Source organism: Pseudoalteromonas sp. Ps84H-4, assembly GCF_024124645.1.
GTDB classification, from domain to species: Bacteria; Pseudomonadota; Gammaproteobacteria; order Enterobacterales; family Alteromonadaceae; genus Pseudoalteromonas; species Pseudoalteromonas lipolytica_C.
Genome location: NZ_JAMXSK010000034.1, coordinates 1 through 20,167, shown reverse-complemented (window position 1 = coordinate 20,167; position 20,167 = coordinate 1). Strand labels below are relative to the sequence as shown.

15 protein-coding genes are annotated in these 20,167 nt (G+C 37.4%); 7 read left to right on the top strand and 8 right to left on the bottom strand.

What is annotated here, in order from left to right; all coding sequences use genetic code 11:
* Positions 1–14 precede the first annotated feature (14 nt).
* Positions 15–254 (top strand): hypothetical protein, encoded by a 240-nt coding sequence (locus tag NH454_RS20305; protein WP_138557675.1) that lies wholly within the window; start codon positions 15–17, stop codon positions 252–254.
* A gap of 600 nt (positions 255–854) precedes the next feature.
* Here NH454_RS20305 and NH454_RS20300 read toward each other — a convergent pair.
* Positions 855–1,736 carry a LysR substrate-binding domain-containing protein gene (locus NH454_RS20300; protein WP_138557674.1) on the bottom strand — a complete coding sequence of 294 codons (882 nt, stop codon included), beginning with the start codon at positions 1,734–1,736 and terminating at the stop codon, positions 855–857.
* 106 nt (positions 1,737–1,842) lie between these two features.
* Between NH454_RS20300 and NH454_RS20295 the strand changes: the two genes are divergently transcribed.
* On the top strand, positions 1,843–2,907 hold the full coding sequence (locus tag NH454_RS20295; protein ID WP_138557673.1) for a YeiH family protein: 1,065 nt from the start codon (positions 1,843–1,845) through the stop codon (positions 2,905–2,907).
* A 198-nt stretch (positions 2,908–3,105) separates the two neighbouring features.
* Here NH454_RS20295 and NH454_RS20290 read toward each other — a convergent pair whose 3' ends face one another.
* Complete coding sequence (locus tag NH454_RS20290) at positions 3,106–3,408, bottom strand: hypothetical protein (protein WP_036973954.1); 303 nt, start codon at positions 3,406–3,408, stop codon at positions 3,106–3,108.
* A 193-nt stretch (positions 3,409–3,601) separates the two neighbouring features.
* Here NH454_RS20290 and NH454_RS20285 point away from each other — a divergent pair, with 193 nt between their 5' ends.
* The 3 genes from NH454_RS20285 to NH454_RS20275 all read left to right on the top strand — a co-directional run bounded on the left by NH454_RS20285 (position 3,602) and on the right by NH454_RS20275 (position 6,509).
* On the top strand, positions 3,602–4,024 hold the full coding sequence (locus NH454_RS20285; protein ID WP_036973999.1) for a S24 family peptidase: 423 nt from the start codon (positions 3,602–3,604) through the stop codon (positions 4,022–4,024).
* A 2-nt stretch (positions 4,025–4,026) separates the two neighbouring features.
* Entirely contained in the window at positions 4,027–5,307 is a 1,281-nt protein-coding gene (locus tag NH454_RS20280; protein ID WP_118845455.1) for a Y-family DNA polymerase, read from the top strand.
* A gap of 215 nt (positions 5,308–5,522) precedes the next feature.
* On the top strand, positions 5,523–6,509 hold the full coding sequence (locus NH454_RS20275; RefSeq protein ID WP_230237283.1) for a hypothetical protein: 987 nt from the start codon (positions 5,523–5,525) through the stop codon (positions 6,507–6,509).
* Between the two features lie 216 nt (positions 6,510–6,725).
* Here the strand turns inward: NH454_RS20275 and NH454_RS20270 are convergent, their stop codons facing one another.
* Positions 6,726–7,184 (bottom strand): hypothetical protein, encoded by a 459-nt coding sequence (locus NH454_RS20270; RefSeq protein ID WP_230237285.1) that lies wholly within the window; start codon positions 7,182–7,184, stop codon positions 6,726–6,728.
* A 224-nt stretch (positions 7,185–7,408) separates the two neighbouring features.
* Between NH454_RS20270 and NH454_RS20265 the strand changes: the two genes are divergently transcribed.
* Both NH454_RS20265 and NH454_RS20260 read left to right on the top strand, forming a co-directional pair.
* Positions 7,409–8,620 carry an AAA family ATPase gene (locus NH454_RS20265; protein ID WP_036973958.1) on the top strand — a complete coding sequence of 404 codons (1,212 nt, stop codon included), beginning with the start codon at positions 7,409–7,411 and terminating at the stop codon, positions 8,618–8,620.
* A gap of 2 nt (positions 8,621–8,622) precedes the next feature.
* Positions 8,623–9,711: a ParB family protein gene (locus NH454_RS20260; RefSeq protein WP_235373949.1), complete on the top strand. Its 1,089-nt coding sequence runs from the start codon at positions 8,623–8,625 to the stop codon at positions 9,709–9,711.
* 49 nt (positions 9,712–9,760) lie between these two features.
* Here the strand turns inward: NH454_RS20260 and NH454_RS20255 are convergent, their stop codons facing one another.
* The 5 genes from NH454_RS20255 to NH454_RS20235 form a co-directional block, all read right to left on the bottom strand.
* Positions 9,761–13,225, bottom strand: a complete 3,465-nt coding sequence (locus tag NH454_RS20255) for an ATP-binding protein (protein WP_253040080.1) — start codon at positions 13,223–13,225, stop codon at positions 9,761–9,763.
* A gap of 1 nt (position 13,226) precedes the next feature.
* The gene (locus NH454_RS20250) at positions 13,227–15,485 is read right to left on the bottom strand and encodes an ATP-binding protein (protein WP_235378180.1); all 2,259 of its coding nucleotides are present in this window, start codon (positions 15,483–15,485) and stop codon (positions 13,227–13,229) included.
* A gap of 9 nt (positions 15,486–15,494) precedes the next feature.
* Complete coding sequence (locus tag NH454_RS20245; RefSeq protein ID WP_235378188.1) at positions 15,495–16,643, bottom strand: extracellular solute-binding protein; 1,149 nt, start codon at positions 16,641–16,643, stop codon at positions 15,495–15,497.
* 203 nt (positions 16,644–16,846) lie between these two features.
* Entirely contained in the window at positions 16,847–17,770 is a 924-nt protein-coding gene (locus NH454_RS20240; protein WP_235373945.1) for a diguanylate cyclase, read from the bottom strand.
* A complete protein-coding gene (locus tag NH454_RS20235; RefSeq protein WP_253040079.1) occupies positions 17,761–19,872 on the bottom strand; it encodes an EAL domain-containing protein in 2,112 nt (703 codons plus the stop codon). Before NH454_RS20235 ends, NH454_RS20240 begins: the two co-directional genes overlap by 10 nt.
* Positions 19,873–20,167 lie beyond the last annotated feature (295 nt).

The window sequence follows — 20,167 nt, the reverse complement described above, 5'->3', positions numbered from 1 at the left end:
AAAAGGAAAACATTATGTCTTTAAATAAAGCCGTTTCGTGCGGCTTAGTTGGTAATGAGTTATCAAAACAGATAACTGGCAGTAGTGACTCTAGCGTAAGCAGAACAGCAGTGGCTATAGGCTCCGGTGCAGCCGCTGGAGCACTTACATCTGGCGCAATAGTAATTGGTGCAGGTGTTGCGTCTGCGCCTGTTACAATCCCTCTGGCGGTAGCTGGTGGAGTAGTTGCTGGCATTGCTAGTTTGTTTGATTAGTTAAATACGAGTGCTCATATTGAGCACTCTTTTATAGCGTAATAGCACCGTTTATTTTTTTAGGTTCTCATAATGGTATTTTGGGAACTTGCCAGCCCTTATATAATAAGGGCTTGAGCTTATTTAGCTAGTTGAAGGTCTCAAAACCTCGTTAAAAAGAATTATGAGAAGCACAGGTCTTAATTAGAATATTACCTCTGACTATAACGAAAATATTGCAGCCCTAAACCACACTATTTGGTATTCGGTTTTAGAAAGTAACTTCGTTGATAAAAGATATTGTCATTCTTGAATGAAATTGGAGCTATTTGTATCAAGATAGTAATAATCTCGCTATAGGAATGAGCAAGCTGACTTACTCAATATTTGAAAACGACGCACTTGATCTGACTTTAAATATTCAAATAAACGAAGCTTTAACTCTCAATATTAATTTTGCAGGCACAATGCGATACCGCACCTTGTTAAAACGGCACAAACTAGTAATGTAGCTAAAAGTCAGGGAAAAGATATCATTTTTCTAGAAGATACCTAACCTACGAAAATGGCTTGAATGAACTAAAAGTAGTGAAGAAACTAAACTTGCGGATGCACTTGAAGCTAAACTTCTGAAAATAAAATTCTTTTTAAAGCCTCGGCAGAATGTGAAGAAGATCTACCTCGGCATTGTAACTGATATAGAGGCCTAGATAGCATTTCACCTTTAACTTGACTCAAGCGCTTTAACTTTTTTAGTTGCACTAAATCTTCTGTGACCACATTTGGCAATATGGCTATTCCCATTCCTTGTGCGACTGAGCGAGCTATAGCTTCATTACTCCCTAGTTGCATACTATTACTAACTTTTATACCTTGTTTTTCTAACATTTTAACTGACATTTCACGTGTTCCAGAGCCTGGCTCACGGAGTAACCAAAACTGTTGGTTAAGCCATTCATTTATATTAGGGCTAGGCTTAAAATGAGGTGGGGTAACGACACTCATCAAATCATCTTGCCAGTGTGTAGGTACTATCTTTTTTTCTGTTGGTGTCCCTTCAACAAGAGCCAAGTCAATTGAGCACTCAAGCAACGCATGTTCAATCTTTTCCGTATTTTCGACCTTCACTTCAACTTTTATATTTGGGTAAGCACTACAGAACCTGGCTAAGTAAGGTGGTAACCAATAACTTGCAATTGTAGTGCTAGTACCAATGACAATTGTGCCACGCTTTAGTCCGGTACGTGACTTTATATCGTCTATTGCCGTCTTTTCAATAGCAAAAATATTACGAGCATGTTCATATAAAGCAACTCCGCCCTCAGTTAATGCGAGTTTTCTCCCTTTTGTGGCACGTTCGATAAGTTTAAGACTTAATTGATGCTCTAGCTCTTTTAACGCTTTAGATACCGCTGGCTGACTAATGAAAAGAGTTTCTGCCGCACCCGAGAAGCTTTGCAATTTCGCTACAGTATAAAAGACTCTCAATGCGTTCAAGTTCATAAGATAACCTTAAGTTATTAAATCATAAAATTAATGTATTGGAGTTATATTTTGGGTCTTTCTAAAATGCAGTCAAGTAAATAAAGCAATTTATTGAAGGACGTTTATGTTGTTCTATACGCGGTGTCTATTTAAATCCCAAACAAAAAAACTCACAGATAGTCGATGGTGGTTGGGCCTAATGTTGGTAATTACATTAGCAAGTATATCAATAGCCCTAAGTAAACTTTCCGTTTTGCAAAATGCACAAGTTAGTTCACTCACTATTGGAATTATCCTCGGCATCATAGTAGGAAACAGTTTGTTTTCCCGTATCGCAACTCATACTGATATTGGAGTAGACTACGCAAAAAGCTTCTTACTTAAAGCTGGCATCATTTTATTTGGCTTTAGAATTACATTCTCACAAATAACAGAAATTGGTTGGTTAGGGCTAGTTATTGATTTAGCCATATTACTAGGTACATTTATCCTAGCAATTCAGTTAGGTAAACGTTTATTTAAACTTGATGAGCAAACAACTATTCTTATTGGTGCTGGGAGCTCTATTTGTGGTGCTGCAGCAATAATGGCAACAGAACCAGTTATTAAAGCACAAGCACATAAAGTATCTATTGCGGTCGCAACAGTCGTTGTATTTGGAACCCTAAGTATGTTTACTTACCCCTTAATGTTTGAATATATAGGGTTGAGTGAATACGAATACGGTATTTTTGTTGGTTCAACCATTCATGAAGTAGCTCAGGTAGTTGCTGCGGGTACCGCTATTAGTGCAAATGCAGCCGACACGGCAGTAATTGAAAAAATGTTAAGGGTAATGATGCTTGCCCCATTTTTGTTTGGTTTATCATATTGGCAAAAACGAAAGGATACAAAGAAAAACTATAACTTAGAAAAATCTTCAGACCTATCAATTCCTTGGTTTGCGGTTTACTTCATTTTAGTAAGTGGATGTAATTCACTAATTAACCTATCTCAGAGTACAACAAACAATATTGTGTGGTTTGATAATATATTACTCACTATCGCCATGGTGGCATTGGGACTACGAACTCACATTGGGGCAATTCGTCAAGCTGGAATAAGACCCCTACTTTTGGGAAGTTGTTTGTTTATATTTTTAACGTTAGGCGGTTTCGGAATTAACACTGGAGTAAAAGCACTTTTATAGTTGGGTTCAACTACAGGCGAATCGTTAAAAGTGCAAAATATGATTAGTCTGATCTTGCTTCCTAGTCGTTAGCGAGTAGACGTGAAATCTCTCTCAAATACAGTAATAAAAATTTACTACATGATTTTTTAAGAGGAGCGCTTGACCGCACCTGCGAAGGCAAAATTTAGCGGTCAAGCGATAAACTATTATGAATGTTTATGGTTGAGAATTCAGCTCAATTGGAGAGAAAAAATCAGAAATAGGAGGTTTAGCTGTTTCATTGGGCCAAAGTATATTCTCTACTTGTTTGCTCTGCTCCCAATGAACAAAGTCAGGAGCTTTGTCTATTTTCGCCTTTTTAATATTGGCACCAGAAGCGCTACTCAAATTATCAGCAACACTTTCAACAAAAGATAACACGTTTGGCTCATCAGTTGCTGCATTATAGTATGCAATCAAAACCCCATTGAAGAAAACAGCTTTATCACCGTCTTCCGCAGAAATTGAACATAAATCCATAGTTACTCCAGCTCATATATTTTTGCCAAAGCTATCATATGCATTAAATCGCGCCTGATTCTGGGAAAAAGGTTTAAATTTAACTAATAATTGATGAAATCACATAGACCGCGAGCCTAAAAGAAACTTCTTGGTTGTAATGTGGAATATTCACATCTAAAATTACTGTTTATTTGTACAGTATTTTGTGATTATGCTTAGCAAACTTACCCCTTCAACCACAGAATTACCTATTGCAGACTTTTCAGTTGCTGCAGGTTTCCCCAATCCATGCGAAGATCACCTATCCGACTCAATCAGTTTAGATGAGCTCCTAATTAAGCGCCCTAGTAGTACATTCCTATTCAGGGTGTCAGGCAACAGCATGTCCCCAGACATTACTGACGGCTCGATAATAGTTGTAGATAGGTCAGTAACAATTAAAACTGGACGAATCGTATTAGCTACATTAGACAACGAATTTGTTGTGAAAGAACTACAATTAAAAAACAACAAAGCCGTTTTTATTAGTAAAAACCCCGACTTCGAGCCAATTGAAATTGATATCGATGAAAACAATGACTGGGATACTCATGTAGTCTGGGGCGTTGTCACTGGTTTAATCAAGATATTCTAATTATGTGGGTTCTTTGCGACATCAATGCTGCTTACGTTTCGTTTTGCCAACTCTTTAACCCCCAATACGACTTTGATAAAACCCCTCTTGGCGTTCTTAGTTCTAACCAGGGCAATGTTGTAGCTCGAAATCAAGCTATCAAAGATTTAGGTATCAAAATGGGAGAGCCAGCATTTAAAGTTAAACAACTGGTGGCTGCGCATGGTGGTCACTTGTGGGGGAGTAATTTCACGCTGTTTGGTGATTTGAGTAACCGTTTTCATACCGAGTTAGAGTACTTCCTATTCGATACAATACGATACTCTGTTGATGAATGCTTTGGGCGCATCGATATAAACTTTACAAAAGATATAAAAGACTACGCACACACCATACAGAGGACACTTAAGAGGAACTTAGGTATTAGTTGTGGCTTGGGTATATCTCAGACAATGACACTAGCGAAACTTGGAAGTCACTGCGCCAAAAAGAAAGAGTGGAAAGAACACACCAATGGTGTGGTTGTATTAGATTCACAATACAAAATTGATTGGGCTCTCAAACATACTCCTGTAGAGGATATTTGGGGGGTTGGAAGTAGAACTACTAAAAAGCTAAATAAATTTGGAATCTATACGGGGTATGACCTTAAAAATGCCGACATTAGTTGGATCAAAAAGACGTTCACAGTTGTTCTTGCCCGTACTGTGGAAGAGTTACGAGGAAAATCTGCGGTTGAATTGAAAGATGTAAACGACTCTCGCGATAGAATTTGCGTATCTCAGAGTATGGGAAAACCGGTGATAGAGCTTACGGAGCTTTCTGAAGCTGTTACAGCACATGCAACAAAGGCTGCGTTTAAACTTCGTCGATTTAAATCTTACACATCGGCAATAACAATATTCATCCACACAGATTCATTTAGACAGGCAGAGCCGCAGTATCATAAGTCACAATCAATTAAACTACCCTACCCCACCGCGGATACATCAACACTGGTGTCTTATGCAAGCTTTGCATTAAAAGCTATTTATAAGAAGGGGTTTAAATACAAAAAAGCTGGCGTTATTTTTGAAGAACTTTCATTACACGATGATATGCAACAACTTGAACTGTTATCTGAGACTTTACCACTGAATATTAGCTCAAAAACGTTGGTCATTGATGAGATAAATAGAAAATTTGGACGTAGTGCAATAAAGCTCGCAAGTGAAGGGTTCTCTCAGTCTTGGCGGCCTAAAGATGATTTAGCACCTTTGAGTTATACAACAAAACTTTCAGATTTACCTATTGCGAAAGCATAAAGATTATTTAGAAGAACCCTACCAAGGTATAAACCCCAGAGTAAATAAAATAACCCAACCCAATTGAAAGAATGGTAATGTTAAAAGCCAACATGAATAGCTTAAAATTATGCGATAAATCGGGCATTTCCATGATGCACCTATAGTGTTTTTTAATGTTATTAAATCATGTATAGCAGACTATCTTAAATAATTCCTTAAATAAAGATACAAATATGCACGAAATACCGGTCCCATTTGGTATCAATTACTCAGGCCATTTAATTGCAGCTCAATCGATTCAAGTGGGCGGAACCTATACTTGTCCATATTGTGGTGAAGCGCTTATGTGTGATTTGTCTTCTATGCAAAATAAGATGCTCATCCACCCAAAAACTAACAACTGCATCAGCCTAAGTGATAGTTATAAGAAAGCCAAAAAACTAATTAAAGATGTCATCTTAGAAAACAAAAAGGCTGAGACAACAATACAGATCCATCAAAATTGCTATCAATGCCTCAAAGAAATACAAAGAGATATAAAATATTGTACATTTGAAGGGGTTCAAACTGATTATTACTACCATGACTCAGTATGTGATGTGATTGGGCAATTTAGCCATAAAGGACAGTCAATCTATTTGGGCATCGAAATTGTATCTGAACAAGAGCAAGACTGGAGACCATATAGCATTTCAAATGGTTCGGCATTAAGAAGCTGGATCAAACTTAATGCCTCTGACGTTCTTAAAGATCCATACAATTGGCGACCTCTAAACTCAAAGCTATCACCAAGGCTTTGCCAATCATGCAGCAATACCAGCAAGAAAGGCTCTAAAATAATTGCTGTTGCAGATAAGTTCTCAATTCCTAGAGAGCTGTACACAACTGCTCGCAAATCCCCAGATAAGCCGTTCATAGCCGACATTGAAACTTGCTATAGATGTTCAGAAGTAATCCCCGTGTTTTGGTGGTTAGGGACGCCATTTTGCGAAGATGAACCACCATTTCCGCGCCCTTATACAATTGAGCTGAGATTTTCTAAGCAATACGGCGGTAAGTACTGGGCAAACACTTGCCCTAACTGTAAATCAATACAAGGTGATAACCATCTCCATGTATTTGAAACAGCGCAATTCAAAGATTTACTATCACCTAAAGTTAAAAGCAGGGAGTCTAATGCTATTAGCATGCTCATGGAGCGTACCAAGCTATTCTATTAGTGCGCTAGCTATGGGCGCAGCACTTCACTAATGAAAGGCATTAGTAGGAAGCGTATAGCCGCGTATTCACACACTAAATAAAGCAGCCCTAAAGCCAGGCTAAAGTTAAAGCATAAAATTATGAATATAATCGCGGTGAGTAAGAGGAAAGCTAATAAAATCATAGCTAAGATGTTAGGGTTTTGAATTAGCCAGTATATAAACACTTTCATGGTGTTAACTGCCCAATGCTTCAAAGTCTATCAATTCTCCTGTATATGTATCCTTTACAACCCCATTTTCAACGGTAACGAAGATAACATTATTCAACCCACTCTTCTTAGTAATACGGATAGAAGCATATGACGAAACTAGTTTTCTAACTATATCTTCAAGCGTCTTAACATCACTTAATTTAACGTCATCATGCCCAATTCGTTTTAAAGTAAACATTCGATTACAACTCCTTTGATTGTGATGTGAGTGCCAAGCAGACATGCAAACGATGGCTCTCCCTATCATTGCTATACCAGCCACAAAGCCTATGAACGTCACAAATAGCAATATGAAATCAGTTTTACCTGTCATACAAAACAGATAAGCATAGAAAGCTCCTGCACTAAAAAACATCAAACCCAAACACAGCTCAAATAAATTAAGCCATCGCTCGGCCATTGAGTATTGCTGATTATTCATAGAAAACACCAGATAATTAATAACTGACGACCATCCTATGCTATCCAGTAAATCGCGCTTAACAGCGTGAAAAAATCAAAATTTATAAGAAAAACAGGCTTTTTTAAGAAGAATTTGAGATAATATTTTTTGAGCATTAAAAATTAGCTCATGCATTAATTTTCGCTTTACCATCTAAAAATTAAAGCATACACTATAAAAAAACACATTCAGTAAGGTTCACAATGACTATCTCTAAAGTAGAAGCTACCGATATCTCGTTTGACGAGCTAAAAGAAGGTTCAGAACTGTACATTCAACGCCGTAATAGACGCCTTCTAAATAACCACCGCAAAGAGCTTAGAGTGTTTACTAAAGCTGAAGCAGTGGCGTACTTAGATATTGATGCAAGAACGTTAGATAAGTACTGCAAAGCTCTAAAAATTAACCCAAGAAGACATGAAGAGAGTCAGTGGTTATTGGATATCGAAGAGGTCTACAAAGTACGAGATTCACTTCCTGATGAACTAAAAAAACAATTACCATTTGTTCGCAGTGAAAGCCAAGACCTACAAGTTATAGTTGTTCAAAACCAAAAAGGTGGTGTTGGTAAGACTGTTACTGCAGCTACAGCTGCATCTGGTTTGGCAACTGAGTTTCATCAAAACTATCGTGTAGGCTTAATTGATATGGATGGCCAAGGCACTTTATCAATGTATTATGCCCCTGAATCAGCACAAGAAGGCTGCTTATCTGTTGGTGACTTAATCATGGGGAACTATGAGCTTGATGAAAACGAAACGCTAAAAGAAGCTATCAGTGAAGCGTTCTTGCCGACCACTATTCCTAACTTGCGTATTTTACCAGCTTCACAATCAGATCGAGCAATTGAGGGCTGGTTTCATGAAGCAGTATTCAACCAGCAACTAAGCTCTCCTTACTCGATACTGCACGACATCATTGAACAAGTTAAAGATGAATTCGATATCATTATCATAGATACGCCTCCATCATTAGGCTACGCGACATACAACGCTTACTACGCTGGTACGAGTGTTATTTTCCCATTATCTGTTACTGAAAATGATATTGATGCTACGTGCTCATATTTTAGTTATATCCCGCAAGTATGGACGCTACTAAAAAATGCGAAACACCCGGGTTATGACTTTATGAAAATACTGCTTACAAATCACAAAGAGAGTTCAACCACTACTGATTTACAGAACAACCTTTATGATAGTTTTTCAACTTACCTTTACTCAACAGAGTTCAACAATAGTGAAGCTGTGAGACAAGCTTCATCATTACTATCAACCGTATTTGATATGTCTAAAAGTGAATACCCTAAAACCAAGATGACTTTCCAGAATGCACAACAAAATGGATATGAAGTTACCAGCCAACTACACCGTGATATTCAAAAAGTGTGGCGCGAACAAGAGAAGGAGCAATAAAAATGGCTAAAAAAAGAGGTACGGTCTCTCCACTCGGCAACACTGCAGGCTCAGAAGAAGCTATTGCAGATAGCAATAAGAACCAACTTGAGAGTTTGGCCAAGCGCTTGAGAATTGAAGCTGAAAAGAGTGAAACACCACTTGATGAAGTGCTCTCTAAGCATCTGGGAGTAGTCAGCGTAGGTCAAAGTAAAGTCTGGACATTAAAGTCAGGCCAAGAAGCCACATTCACACCGGTTACGTTGTCATATGAGCAGCTTAAATCAAATACAGTCGTCACTTTTGAAATCAATGGGCGCGAACAATCACTATTAACAGAAGAGTCGCTTCAAGACTTATCAACATTAGATAATCAACAGTTCTACCCAGCAATTGGTCGACGTCTGCCGGATAATAAGATTGACGTTCTTGATGGTTCACGCCGTCGCGCCTATGTACTTGAGAAAAGCGGTGCTATAGAAACTTTCTCAATGCTAGTTACTGATGACGAAATCAGTCTAAACGATGCAAAGGCTCTCGCTACATCACTACAGTCATTTAAAGAGCACAGCTTACGTGAAATTGGATTACGCTTAGAGCGAGACAAAGAGGCGTACTTAGCTGAACATGGCAAGAAGTTGAACCAGGCTGAGTTAGCGGAACGTCATGGCTTAAGTCAATCAAAGGTAAGTAAAGCACTACAGGCCGCAACAATCGATAGTGATTTAATTTCTGTTTTTCCAGATATTTCATTGCTCAACCACAGTGACTATAAAGCGCTATTGGCAACACAGGCTTTATTAGGTGATCAACTAAGTGATTTCACTGAAGAGCTAAAAAGTAAAGTTAATGAGCTAAAAGTTAGTGGTGGCTTTATCAAAGAAGACCTTAAAGACAAACTCAGCAAACTAATAGCGGATGAATCTAAGTCCTTCAAGCCAACTACAGATAAACCAGTTGTGACCACATTATTCAAATTTGAAAATAAAGATCAGTTTGCTCGCAAAAAAGTGAAAGGAAGAAACTTTTCTTATGAATTCGGTCGAGTTCCGAAGGATATTCAAGAGAAGCTAGATGAGGCAATCTCCGTCATTCTCAAAGAAAACATTTAATAAACACACAATACAGGTGAGCTAATAAAACTCACCTGTTGATACTCTATCACACATCTCTCCTTGCCATATCTTCTACTAACTTAGGTATCAATTGTTCAATTGAGTCTAGTTGAGTGCCTATATCTAAATTACCTTTCTCAGCTACCACCTCAATATCAGAAAATATTTCTCTTAGTTTGTTAGCACTAATTTCACCACACATCCCTTTTAACGCATGCGCTATTTGACGGACCTCTTCACTATTCCCTTGTTTGTGTTGCTCTATTAGTTCCTGCACTTTAATAGGTGCTTTTACAACAAACACTTCACAAATTTTGTTTAGTAAGACTTCTTTATTTAATAATCGTGCAAGGGCTTGTTCGCGGTCCCAGAGCTTTTCTTCTTCGAGTTCATTAGCAGCAAGAGGCATTGCTTTAGATTGTCCCTCGTAGCTTGATAACGACCATTTGACGACCTTTTCTAATACTTTAACTGCCTCAATTGGCTTACTCACATAATCACTCATCCCCACAGCTAAGCATTTTTCCTTTTCACCAGCCATAGCGCTTGCGGTCATTGCAATGATAGGAATATCAATAAACGAATCTCCTGCTTTTCCTGTGCGTATTTTTTCACATACTTGATAACCATCTAAAATTGGCATTTGGCAATCCATCAGTATGCAGTTTATTTGCTTCTCATTTGTGTTGAAGTGATTTAAAAGTTCAAGTGCATCTTGTCCATTACTTGCTGTTAAAATATTTATAGGCAGCTCATCTAATGCGCCTTTAGCAACTTCAATGTTGATTTCGTTATCATCGACAATCAATACCGTACAATCTTTTAATTGCTCAATGACATCATCTGAAAGTTCAAAGCCGCTGGTTTCAGAAAGTAGATATAATGGCTCACTTTTTGGCACTTCGTAGCCAGCTACTTGCACCAGCTCTGTTTGGGTTATAGGTTTAGTGATTTGAGATACTTTTGATGCAATACCTTTAGGGAGTGGATTTCCTGGTTGATGAAACGTTATAAATTGAGCACTTTTGTTATTTTCGCTTAAAACTTCAATGATTGAACCTATGTTATTAGTAGTATCATCTTCATAGTCTAAGAACACGTAGTCAAAAGCTTTGCTTTTATGTGCACCAAGTTCCGCCATAGAGCATGTGCTGACAATACCTCCCTGTAAACTGATTGCCTTATCTAAAACTTCCCAAATATTCTGATTACTGCTCGCCACCAAAATTGCTTTATTCTCGTAACATTTTTCAGGAACCTGAATGCTTTCTGCATTGCAGCGAACTTTAATATTGAAGGTGAAAACACTGCCTTGGTTTAACGTTGAACTTACAGAAATGTCTCCATCCATTAATTGGCATAATTGTTTACAAATAGACAAGCCAAGTCCAGACCCCCCAAACTTTTCTGATATTGCAGTACTTGCCTGCTGAAATGCATCAAATAATTGTCCTTGTGTACTAGGCGCGATCCCTATTCCCGTATCTTGGACCTTCACTTTTAAATTATGTGTACCTTCTGATATGCGCTCAGAACTAACAATGACTTTGATATAGCCTTTGTCAGTAAATTTTATCGCATTACTGATTAAGTTATTTAAAATTTGGGTGAGTCTGAGCGGATCTGTTTTAACATTCTCACAGTTTAAGTCACTGGTATCTAAATATACATTTAATCCTTTATCAAAGGCTCGAATAGCACTCGATTCAACTAATCTTTCAATTAGCAGTTGTAAATTGATTGTTTTAAGATTTAGATCCAGTTTACCTGCTTCGATCTTTGATAAATCAAGTATGTCATTAATTAATAGATTTAAATTTGACGCACTTAGATCCATCATTTCAACAAGGTTTCGTGATTTATCAGACAACTCTTCTCGTTTTAAAATATTTAAAGTACCAATGACTCCATTAAGCGGAGTACGAAGCTCATGGCTTATATTCGATATGAAAGCACTTTTTATATCGCTATGCTTGATAGCATCATCTTTGGCCTCAGCAAGCGCTTGAGTACGCTTTCTAACTTTCGCTTCAAGCTCTGTATTTAATCGTTTTACTTTTATCTCTGCATCTTTTTCTTTTGTTATATCTCTAATAATTAAAGCAAGCCCTATTAAGGTATTGTGTTCAGAAAAAACAGGGCTAACAGATATAGCGTAATGAAGCGTTGTTTCGCCAAACTGTTCAGATAATTCATCTTTAATTTGTGATTTAGAGCTTTTAATATCAGTTACGTAGGTGTGGATTGGTAATTTTGAGAGAAACTCAACATCTTTGGCTAGCTTCCCTAATGCTGTCACTTTAGAAATTGATAACAAACGCTCCGCCGTATTATTTACACTTGTTAACTCACCATCTAAATTTAACCCAACGATTGCATCGATAGACCCATCAACTATTGCAGAGGCTTCTCTGCGAGCTTCTGCTAATAACTGACTTCTTGTCGCATTTCGATAAAACATGATTAATAACACAGAGGTTAAAGCTATGACTGCAACTAAAAAACTGTATGTAATGATACGCTTCTTATTAATCAATGCTTCTATATGTTTATCAGGAACTAGAAGACTAAAGTTTATATACCCATACTTATTACCTGGTCTTGTTTGTACCTTTTCCGAATGAACATAAAACTGTAATTCAGGGTTAAGTTTTGGTTCTACCGTATACAATCCCTGATATTGTATTTTCTGCTTGTAAAGTTTATCCCACGTTATGTCAGGATTTAAGTCTCGTGAAAATTGATATTCTTCAATAGGATGGTAGACAAAGTCACCTTCAGAGCTACTAATGATTAACTCCGAGTAATCGAAAACTGTATGTTTAAGATTATTAATGAGTGCATTCGCATTTACATTCATAATTAAAAATGCATACCGCTTTCCTTTATCACTAAAAATGGGAATAGAAAAACGTAACATTGGCTGGTAGGGAAAAACCACTTCACCAAATTCTTTATTTAATGTAAGTGGCGACATGTAAATTTGATTCGTTTCAAGCTGAGAGCTTGGTAAAAAGTATGGCTCACCGCTTTTAGCTTGCAATGAGTAATCAGGTACAGCCTCTACAGATACACCTACCCTTTGCACGCGTATTAACTCTTTACCCTCGGCTGTAACAGCGACAATACGAAGTTGCTCAACTGCAAGGTTATTTTCCATAAAGCCAATAAATATGGTTTCTAGACGCTCTTTCCATTGGTTGTATGTAGTACCATCGTATGGATCAATTCCATCATTAAATTCAGCTCTTGGTAATCCCGATATAGGGGGGGTTGAGTATAAAAAGCGGAGATCTGATTTTGACTCAGCAATTGAACTAGTTACTATTTCTTTTAAGCGCTCTTGTGTCTCAGTAAACTCTTGATCAATTGACCCTAAAACATCACTTTTAACGTGTCCTTCAAAAAAATAAACTGCAAATAAGGCAAAAATAAAAAACACAAAGGAAACTATTGTTAAAAATACCTTCGAACCAACTAAACTTGCACCACCTTTATTATAAATATCCATACTATGTCCGCTTAATATTTGTTCTACACCACTTTAGCAAGATAGACCTCAAAGCGTCATACTCGAGTGGCTTTGCGATATAATCATCCATTCCGGCATCAAAACAGCGCTGCTTATCTGCACTTAATACATTAGCAGTTAAAGCAATAATTGGTGTATGTTTGAAAGCAGAAAACTCTCTAATTTTTACAGTGGCTTGCGGACCATCTAATACTGGCATTTGCATATCCATAAAGATAATATCAAATACACCTAGTTCACATTGTTCAACAGCTTCCTGACCATTGTTTGCCATATTTATAGAGGTAATATTAAATTCATTGAGCATCGCTTCAATCACTATCTGATTAATGTCATTATCTTCGACAACAAGCGCATTAATATTCGATAAATCTATATCTTCTTTAGGTGTAGTTAATGAAGCATCTTTATGATCTAAGTCCATTGAAGATAGTGTGCGCTTTGCTAACAGAGAAAAATAAAAATGAGATCCTTCTCCTAGTGCACTTTCGACTTGTAGAGGTGCTTCCATCAAATCTAATAATTTATTTGATATAGTGAGGCCCAACCCTGTACCACCAAAACGTCTTGTAATAGACGTATCTGCCTGAGAAAATGCTTCAAATAGTGTATTCAAGTGTTCACTTGCAATCCCGATCCCTGTGTCTGATACATTAAACGTAAGCTTTACTTCATCAAACCCAATCTCTTGTATGTTTACAGTTAACGAAACGCTTCCTCTCTCTGTGAACTTAACAGCGTTACCCAGTAAATTTATCAATACCTGCTTTAAGCGCGTTTCATCGGCCAAAAAAGTCAGTTTTTCAACTTCCGGAGTTGTAGAGATATAAAGCTGAATATTCTTACTAGCTGCTTGCTCCTGAAATAGGTGTTTTAGCTCCTCTAAAAGATAGCTTAAATCTACTGGTTCAGACTCAAGTTCAATTTTTGAAGCCTCAATTTTACTCAAATCAAGAATGTCGTTAATAATCACTAATAAGCTAGCACCTGAAGACTGTATGAGGTGTAGCATTTTGCTTTGTTCTTGTGTGAGTGTCGTGCGGCTCATCTGGCGAGCCATGCCTAAAATACCATTCATCGGTGTTCTAATTTCATGGCTCATATTTGCTAAAAACTCTGACTTAACTTTTGTTGTATGCTCAGCACTTTGCTTCGCTTCAGATAGGTCTTTACTTAGCTCTCTAAACTTATTAGCTGCCTTGGCTAAAATACCAATTTCGTCTTTTCTTTTTAAATCATAAATTTGTGCTTCCAAATCTCCGTCTAAGAAATGTGTGAAGCTATTTGTTAAGCGTTTAATCGCACGTATAATTTGCAAGTGAAAGAATGCTGATAGAGAGACAATGTAAATAACAACTATCAAAGCAAGTACATTTAAAATGCTTTCTGTCATTGAAACCGTCTTTTGAGCATCCCGTTTTATTTGTTTTAGCTGAGTTAATGAATCTTCCCTTAAGCTATTCGCAAGCGTACTAAATTCAATTGCATCTCCAGCCATTACTACATTTACTAAGCTTAAATAGTTTCGATTAGCCTGAACACTTTTTGAAAAAGTATTTCGATAGCTATTAGACAAATCGATCATATTTTTAAATTTAGATTTATCTGCAACGTTTTTAGATAGCGAGTTCAGTATTTTTTCAACTTCAGCTCTTTTGACATAATCTTTTTTTGTTAAAAATTGATAAGCATCACGATGTAGCATATGCCATAGATTAAGGTACTCTGTAACAAACAACTTCTCATTTGTATCAGTAGCCTTCGCTTTTAAATTTTCAAGAAGTGAAATTGCATTTAAATAAATTTGCGGTAATTCTTTTTCAATTAAGTCATTCCGTTGTGTAAAACGAAGTGTCAGTACTTTTAAATTAGCGCCATAACGATTTACAAGCTCCGTCATACCATCAAGATGAATTTGAATACTTTCTGCGCCTTTTACTACATTAATTTCAGCTAATCGCTTTTCAATACTGTCATAATTTTCCATGATTTTTTTAAAAACGGGGGCACTACCTGACGCACCATAAACTGAGATATCCCTTTGCATCTCAACAATATCTTTATTAATTTTTAAAATATCTACAGCATAATTGCTAATCTTACCGATGTTATTGAAAGAGTCCTCAATCGTTTTAAGCCTTTGATTCATAATCAAATAACTCGCGCTCATAGCGACTAAGACAAGCACCATTGCTAGCGACATTTTGACAGCAAGAGATTTTGAAAAAAAACTTAACAATTTATTTCCTTATGCGTTAAGTAGTTCATACCACTTATCTAAACTGTAATCATAATTTGGCATCACAGTATTCCAAACCGCAATATTCGAAAACCGTTTAATATAACTGCCACCATCCCTTATTTCGCCTGCTTTAATAGATACTTTTCCGTCTGTTCCCTTCAAGTCAGTTGACGCTTCTTGTCCTTCATACCAATAGTTCCACTCAGGTTTAGACATAAGCGGTTGGCTACGACTAGGGTTAGAAATGTAATATCCTTGCCTTGCTATAAATGCACCTGGGTAGCCAGATAACCACCAGTTCATATACTCATACGCAGCATCTTTAACATGCCCATGGGTATTTTTTGATAAACACATAACTCCATGCCATGCTCTGTAACCTTCTTTTGGCGATGCATAAGTTACTGGAATGCCTTGCCCATTTAGCGCACTGACACCTGGTGAGAACATACTTTGGATATTTACTCTTTTTGTTTTCATAAAATCAACAGATTGCGGTACTGACGTCCAAAAACCTGAAAAATGACCTTGCCGTTTCTTTTCAAATAAAATGGCAAATAATTGGTCAATCTCGGCAATAGTCATGTTGCCGAAATCATTAAATTTCATTAATCCTTTAGCTTGAGCAGCGAGAGCAGCGTCAAAAATGCCTATTGTTGGTGCATTCACTAATGCTACTTTCCCTCTATTCTTTTCATCTAATAACCATGCCCAAGATTCTGTTTCGTAGGGAATACCTTTTTCAATAACATTCGTGTTATAGCCAAATGAATCGACATTATGTACATAAGGCATGAAGCTAATTAATTTGGATGGTGTTTCTCCTAACGAACCATCCGGCTGTGCGTAAAGAAGCTTATTTGGTGAATCGCCTGCGCCTAACTTTGCATCTGGTACAATTTTGCCAGTCTTGGTAAGTGGGTTTATTTCATCCCAATAAACGAGTCTATCAACCTCGATTGGCTGAATGGCATCTGCTTGCCACAAAATATTAATAGAGTCAGACCATTGCTCAAACAAATCAAAAGAACTAGGGTCTGCTGCTGCTTTTTGTAAAACGGCGGCACTCCCCATAGGCGTAAACTCGATGTTTATACCTAGCTCGCGTATTGCTCTCTGTCTAAGCTCTTCTTGCAACGTAACATGTGTTCCCATTACACGAAGGGTTACTTTGTTCTTTGCAAAAACATAAGGGGCTTTAAACGCAAGTGTTGATGCCGCAGCACCAACACCGAGTGTTTTTAGAAAGTCTCGACGCTTTTGGGAATGTTCCATTGTATTTCTTGGTAAGTTAACAATCTCCAAAGTATAGGCTATGTTTCTGAGGTTTCTACAAAAAGCAGTAAGAAAAGTCTAAATCAATCACAAAAACTAAGCCTAAAACAGTTTCGCCCATCACTTTTAGCCGCATAAAGCGCTTTATCTGCGCAATTAATCAACTCGCCTAAGCTCACCTTATTTTGGTGCTCATAGATAACCCCACCGATACTAACTGTAGCGCGGCCCCATAAAGACTTAACATGTGGGATATTAATTGCCTCAAGCTCTGCTGAAATACGATCACATATGAATTTAACGCCGTCGAAGTCAGTGAATGGCAGTATGACAAGAAACTCCTCGCCACCATATCGTATTGCTATATCTTGAGGTCTTTGAATAGATCGCTCAATAACATCAGCAATTATTTTTAGGCAAGCATCTCCTTGCGGATGCCCGTATTGATCGTTGTATAATTTAAAGTAGTCGATATCCAGCATTAGCAAGCTGAACGGTTTCCTCTCTCTTGAAGTCTGTTTAAAAACGTTTGCAACTTCTAAATCCAAATAGTGACGGTTAAATAAGCCTGTCAACGAATCTTTATAAGTAAGCTGTAATAGTTTTTCTAATCGAAGCTTATTCTCTAAGTGATTTTTTGTACGATGTATCAACGTGGATGCTGTGATGGGTTTACCAATAAAATCGCTAGCTCCGGCTTCCCAGCATGCATTTTGACACCCTGTATCGTAATTCGAAGTGATGAAAATTATTGGGATATTTTCGAATGTAGCTTTAGCCTTAAGTCGCCTACATATATCCAGACCACTTATATCCGGTAAATTAATATCTAGTAAAATCAAATCTGGAAGTAAATCCTCACAGGCTTCTAAAACAGCCTGACCAGAAGAGTATGCATCCACGAAAAAATGATCTTCTAAAATAACACCTAGACTTAACCTGGCCATCTCATCATCATCAACAATGAATACTTTACACTGTGATAATGGCTTTAGACTTAAGAGCATAATATTCCTTCAGCTTTACTGGTTTGAATTAGTTTATCAGCGTTGTCGAAGTTCAATGGCTTACTAAGTAAATAACCTTGGCCTATTTGACAGCCAAGTTCTTGCAGTCTGTCTTTTTGCTCAGAAGTTTCTATCCCTTCAGCCACAATTTGGAGTTTTAAAGAGTGAGCCAGTTCAATTATAGCAGTAACAATATTAAATGCTTGAGCATCAACAAGCATATCACGCACAAAAGACCGATCTATTTTTAGCACATCCAATGGGAACATCCTTAAATATGAAAGGCTGGAATACCCAGTTCCAAAGTCGTCAAGAGCAATACTGACCCCCATACCAGAGATAAGCTTTAATTGACTTACAGTATAATCAAAATTTTCAATCAAGGCCGACTCTGTCACTTCTAACTCTAAATAACGACTTGGTAATTGGGTTCTTTCAAGAATTTCGGCGACAGTGTCTACAAGTTTAGTATCTGTGAATTGTTTAGCAGATATATTTACTGCTACTTTAATAGGCAGACCTTTATCAAGCCAAGTTTTCGCTGCAATACAGCTCTTTTCAAGAACTTGTTCTCCTAAGCGAAAAATAAGCCCCGTTTCTTCTGCATACTCAATAAAGTGAACAGGAGAAATAAAGCCACCTTGCCCATCTTTTAAACGAACCAAGCTTTCTACACCAATCAGTGTGTCAGTGTTTAAATCATATTTAGGCTGATAGTGAACATCGAGGTCATTCGCATCGAGCGCTTTTCTTAACTTATTTCCAACCTCAAGACGCCTATTCATTTCAACTTGTAAATCATCACTAAAGTAGAAATAACTATTAGCAGATTCTTTTTTTGCTTTATACATTGCTGAGTCTGCATGACGAAGCATTTCTTCAACACTTGATGCATCATCAGGGTACACACTTATGCCTAAACTTGCTGAAAGAACATGCTGCTCACCACCTGACCTGAAAGGCTTACCAATAACATTAAGAACCTGATTAACCAGAGGCTCTAAACTTAAAGAATTAGCCGAGTGAGGAACAACGAGTGCAAATTCATCTCCCCCAACACGTGCGACTGTGATATCGTTACATGCGAATCGATCCAAGCTGTGACCAATATGTGCAATTATCTCATCACCAACGTGATGACCTAAAGCATCATTAATAAACTTGAACTTATCTAAATCAAGTAACATTAAACTTAACTTAGTATCATTGAAATCTGCTCGGGCGATACCTTGCGTGAGCCTATCGTGAAGTAATACTCTATTTGGTAGTGATGTTAATTGGTCATGATGAGATAGATATGTCATCTGCATCGACATAGCTAAAGCTTCGCTTACATCTTGAAACACCATAACAGCACCACATTGATTATGGTTTTTATCAAGAATTGGAGCGGCACTGTCTTCGACTCGATGCTCTATGCCTTGCTTACTGATCAATTGCGTATTTAAAGCCATAGCGACAGGTCTATTTTCTTTTAATGCAACAGATAGAGGGTTAATCGACGGTTTTTTAGTTGTCGCATCGCATAACTTCATGACTTCTTCAATATGGCGACCTTTCGCCGCAGTTTGTGACCACCCTGTTAGTCTTTGTGCTACAGGGTTCATGTACACAATATTTGCGTTTTTATCCGTAGAAATAACTGCATCCGCAATCGAATCTATCGTAATTCTCAACTGCTCTTTTTCAGCAAATAGTTCTTCTTGTGTTAGCTGTAATACTTTTTCTTGCGTTTTGATTTTTATATGATTTTCAATACGAATTCGACAGAGTCTGAGGTTTAGCGGTTTAGAAATAAAGTCTATCGCGCCTAAAGATAAGGCTTTTTCTTCAATCGCAGGATCGCTGTGAGACGTAATAACAACAGTTCTAATATGTGCCAGAGTTGGCTTTTGCTGTATCACTTCTAAAATGTCAAAACCACTTACTGTAGGCATTTCTAAATCAAGGATTAAAATGTCTGGTTTAGTTTTTTCAATCAGCTGTAATGCTTCAGAGCTGTTATTAGAAGTTGAAATATTTCCGACTCCGTCTAAAGCATGTTCTAACTGTAAGGTATTAATCTCTTCATCATCTATGATAAGAACACTGCAATTGTCCATTAAGGGTCCCCTCAATACTTTGTACCTACTAACAATAACGCTAAAACACCAAATTTGCGACACACTTTTTTATTAGTCTTAAAATATTATTTTTTGAATATTAAACTGGTGCTTTTGGAATTATTAGCTAGTTTTTACTTAATGTGTAAGTAATACATATTAACTATGCCCGAATTCAGATAATAAGTGCACCACTCATGGTTAAACGGTGAGAAGAGATCAACTGCCTGTTGGTGGTACTCTGTAATCGCCAAAAAACAAGAGTAGATACCATGAGTTACAAGCAGTTGATCGA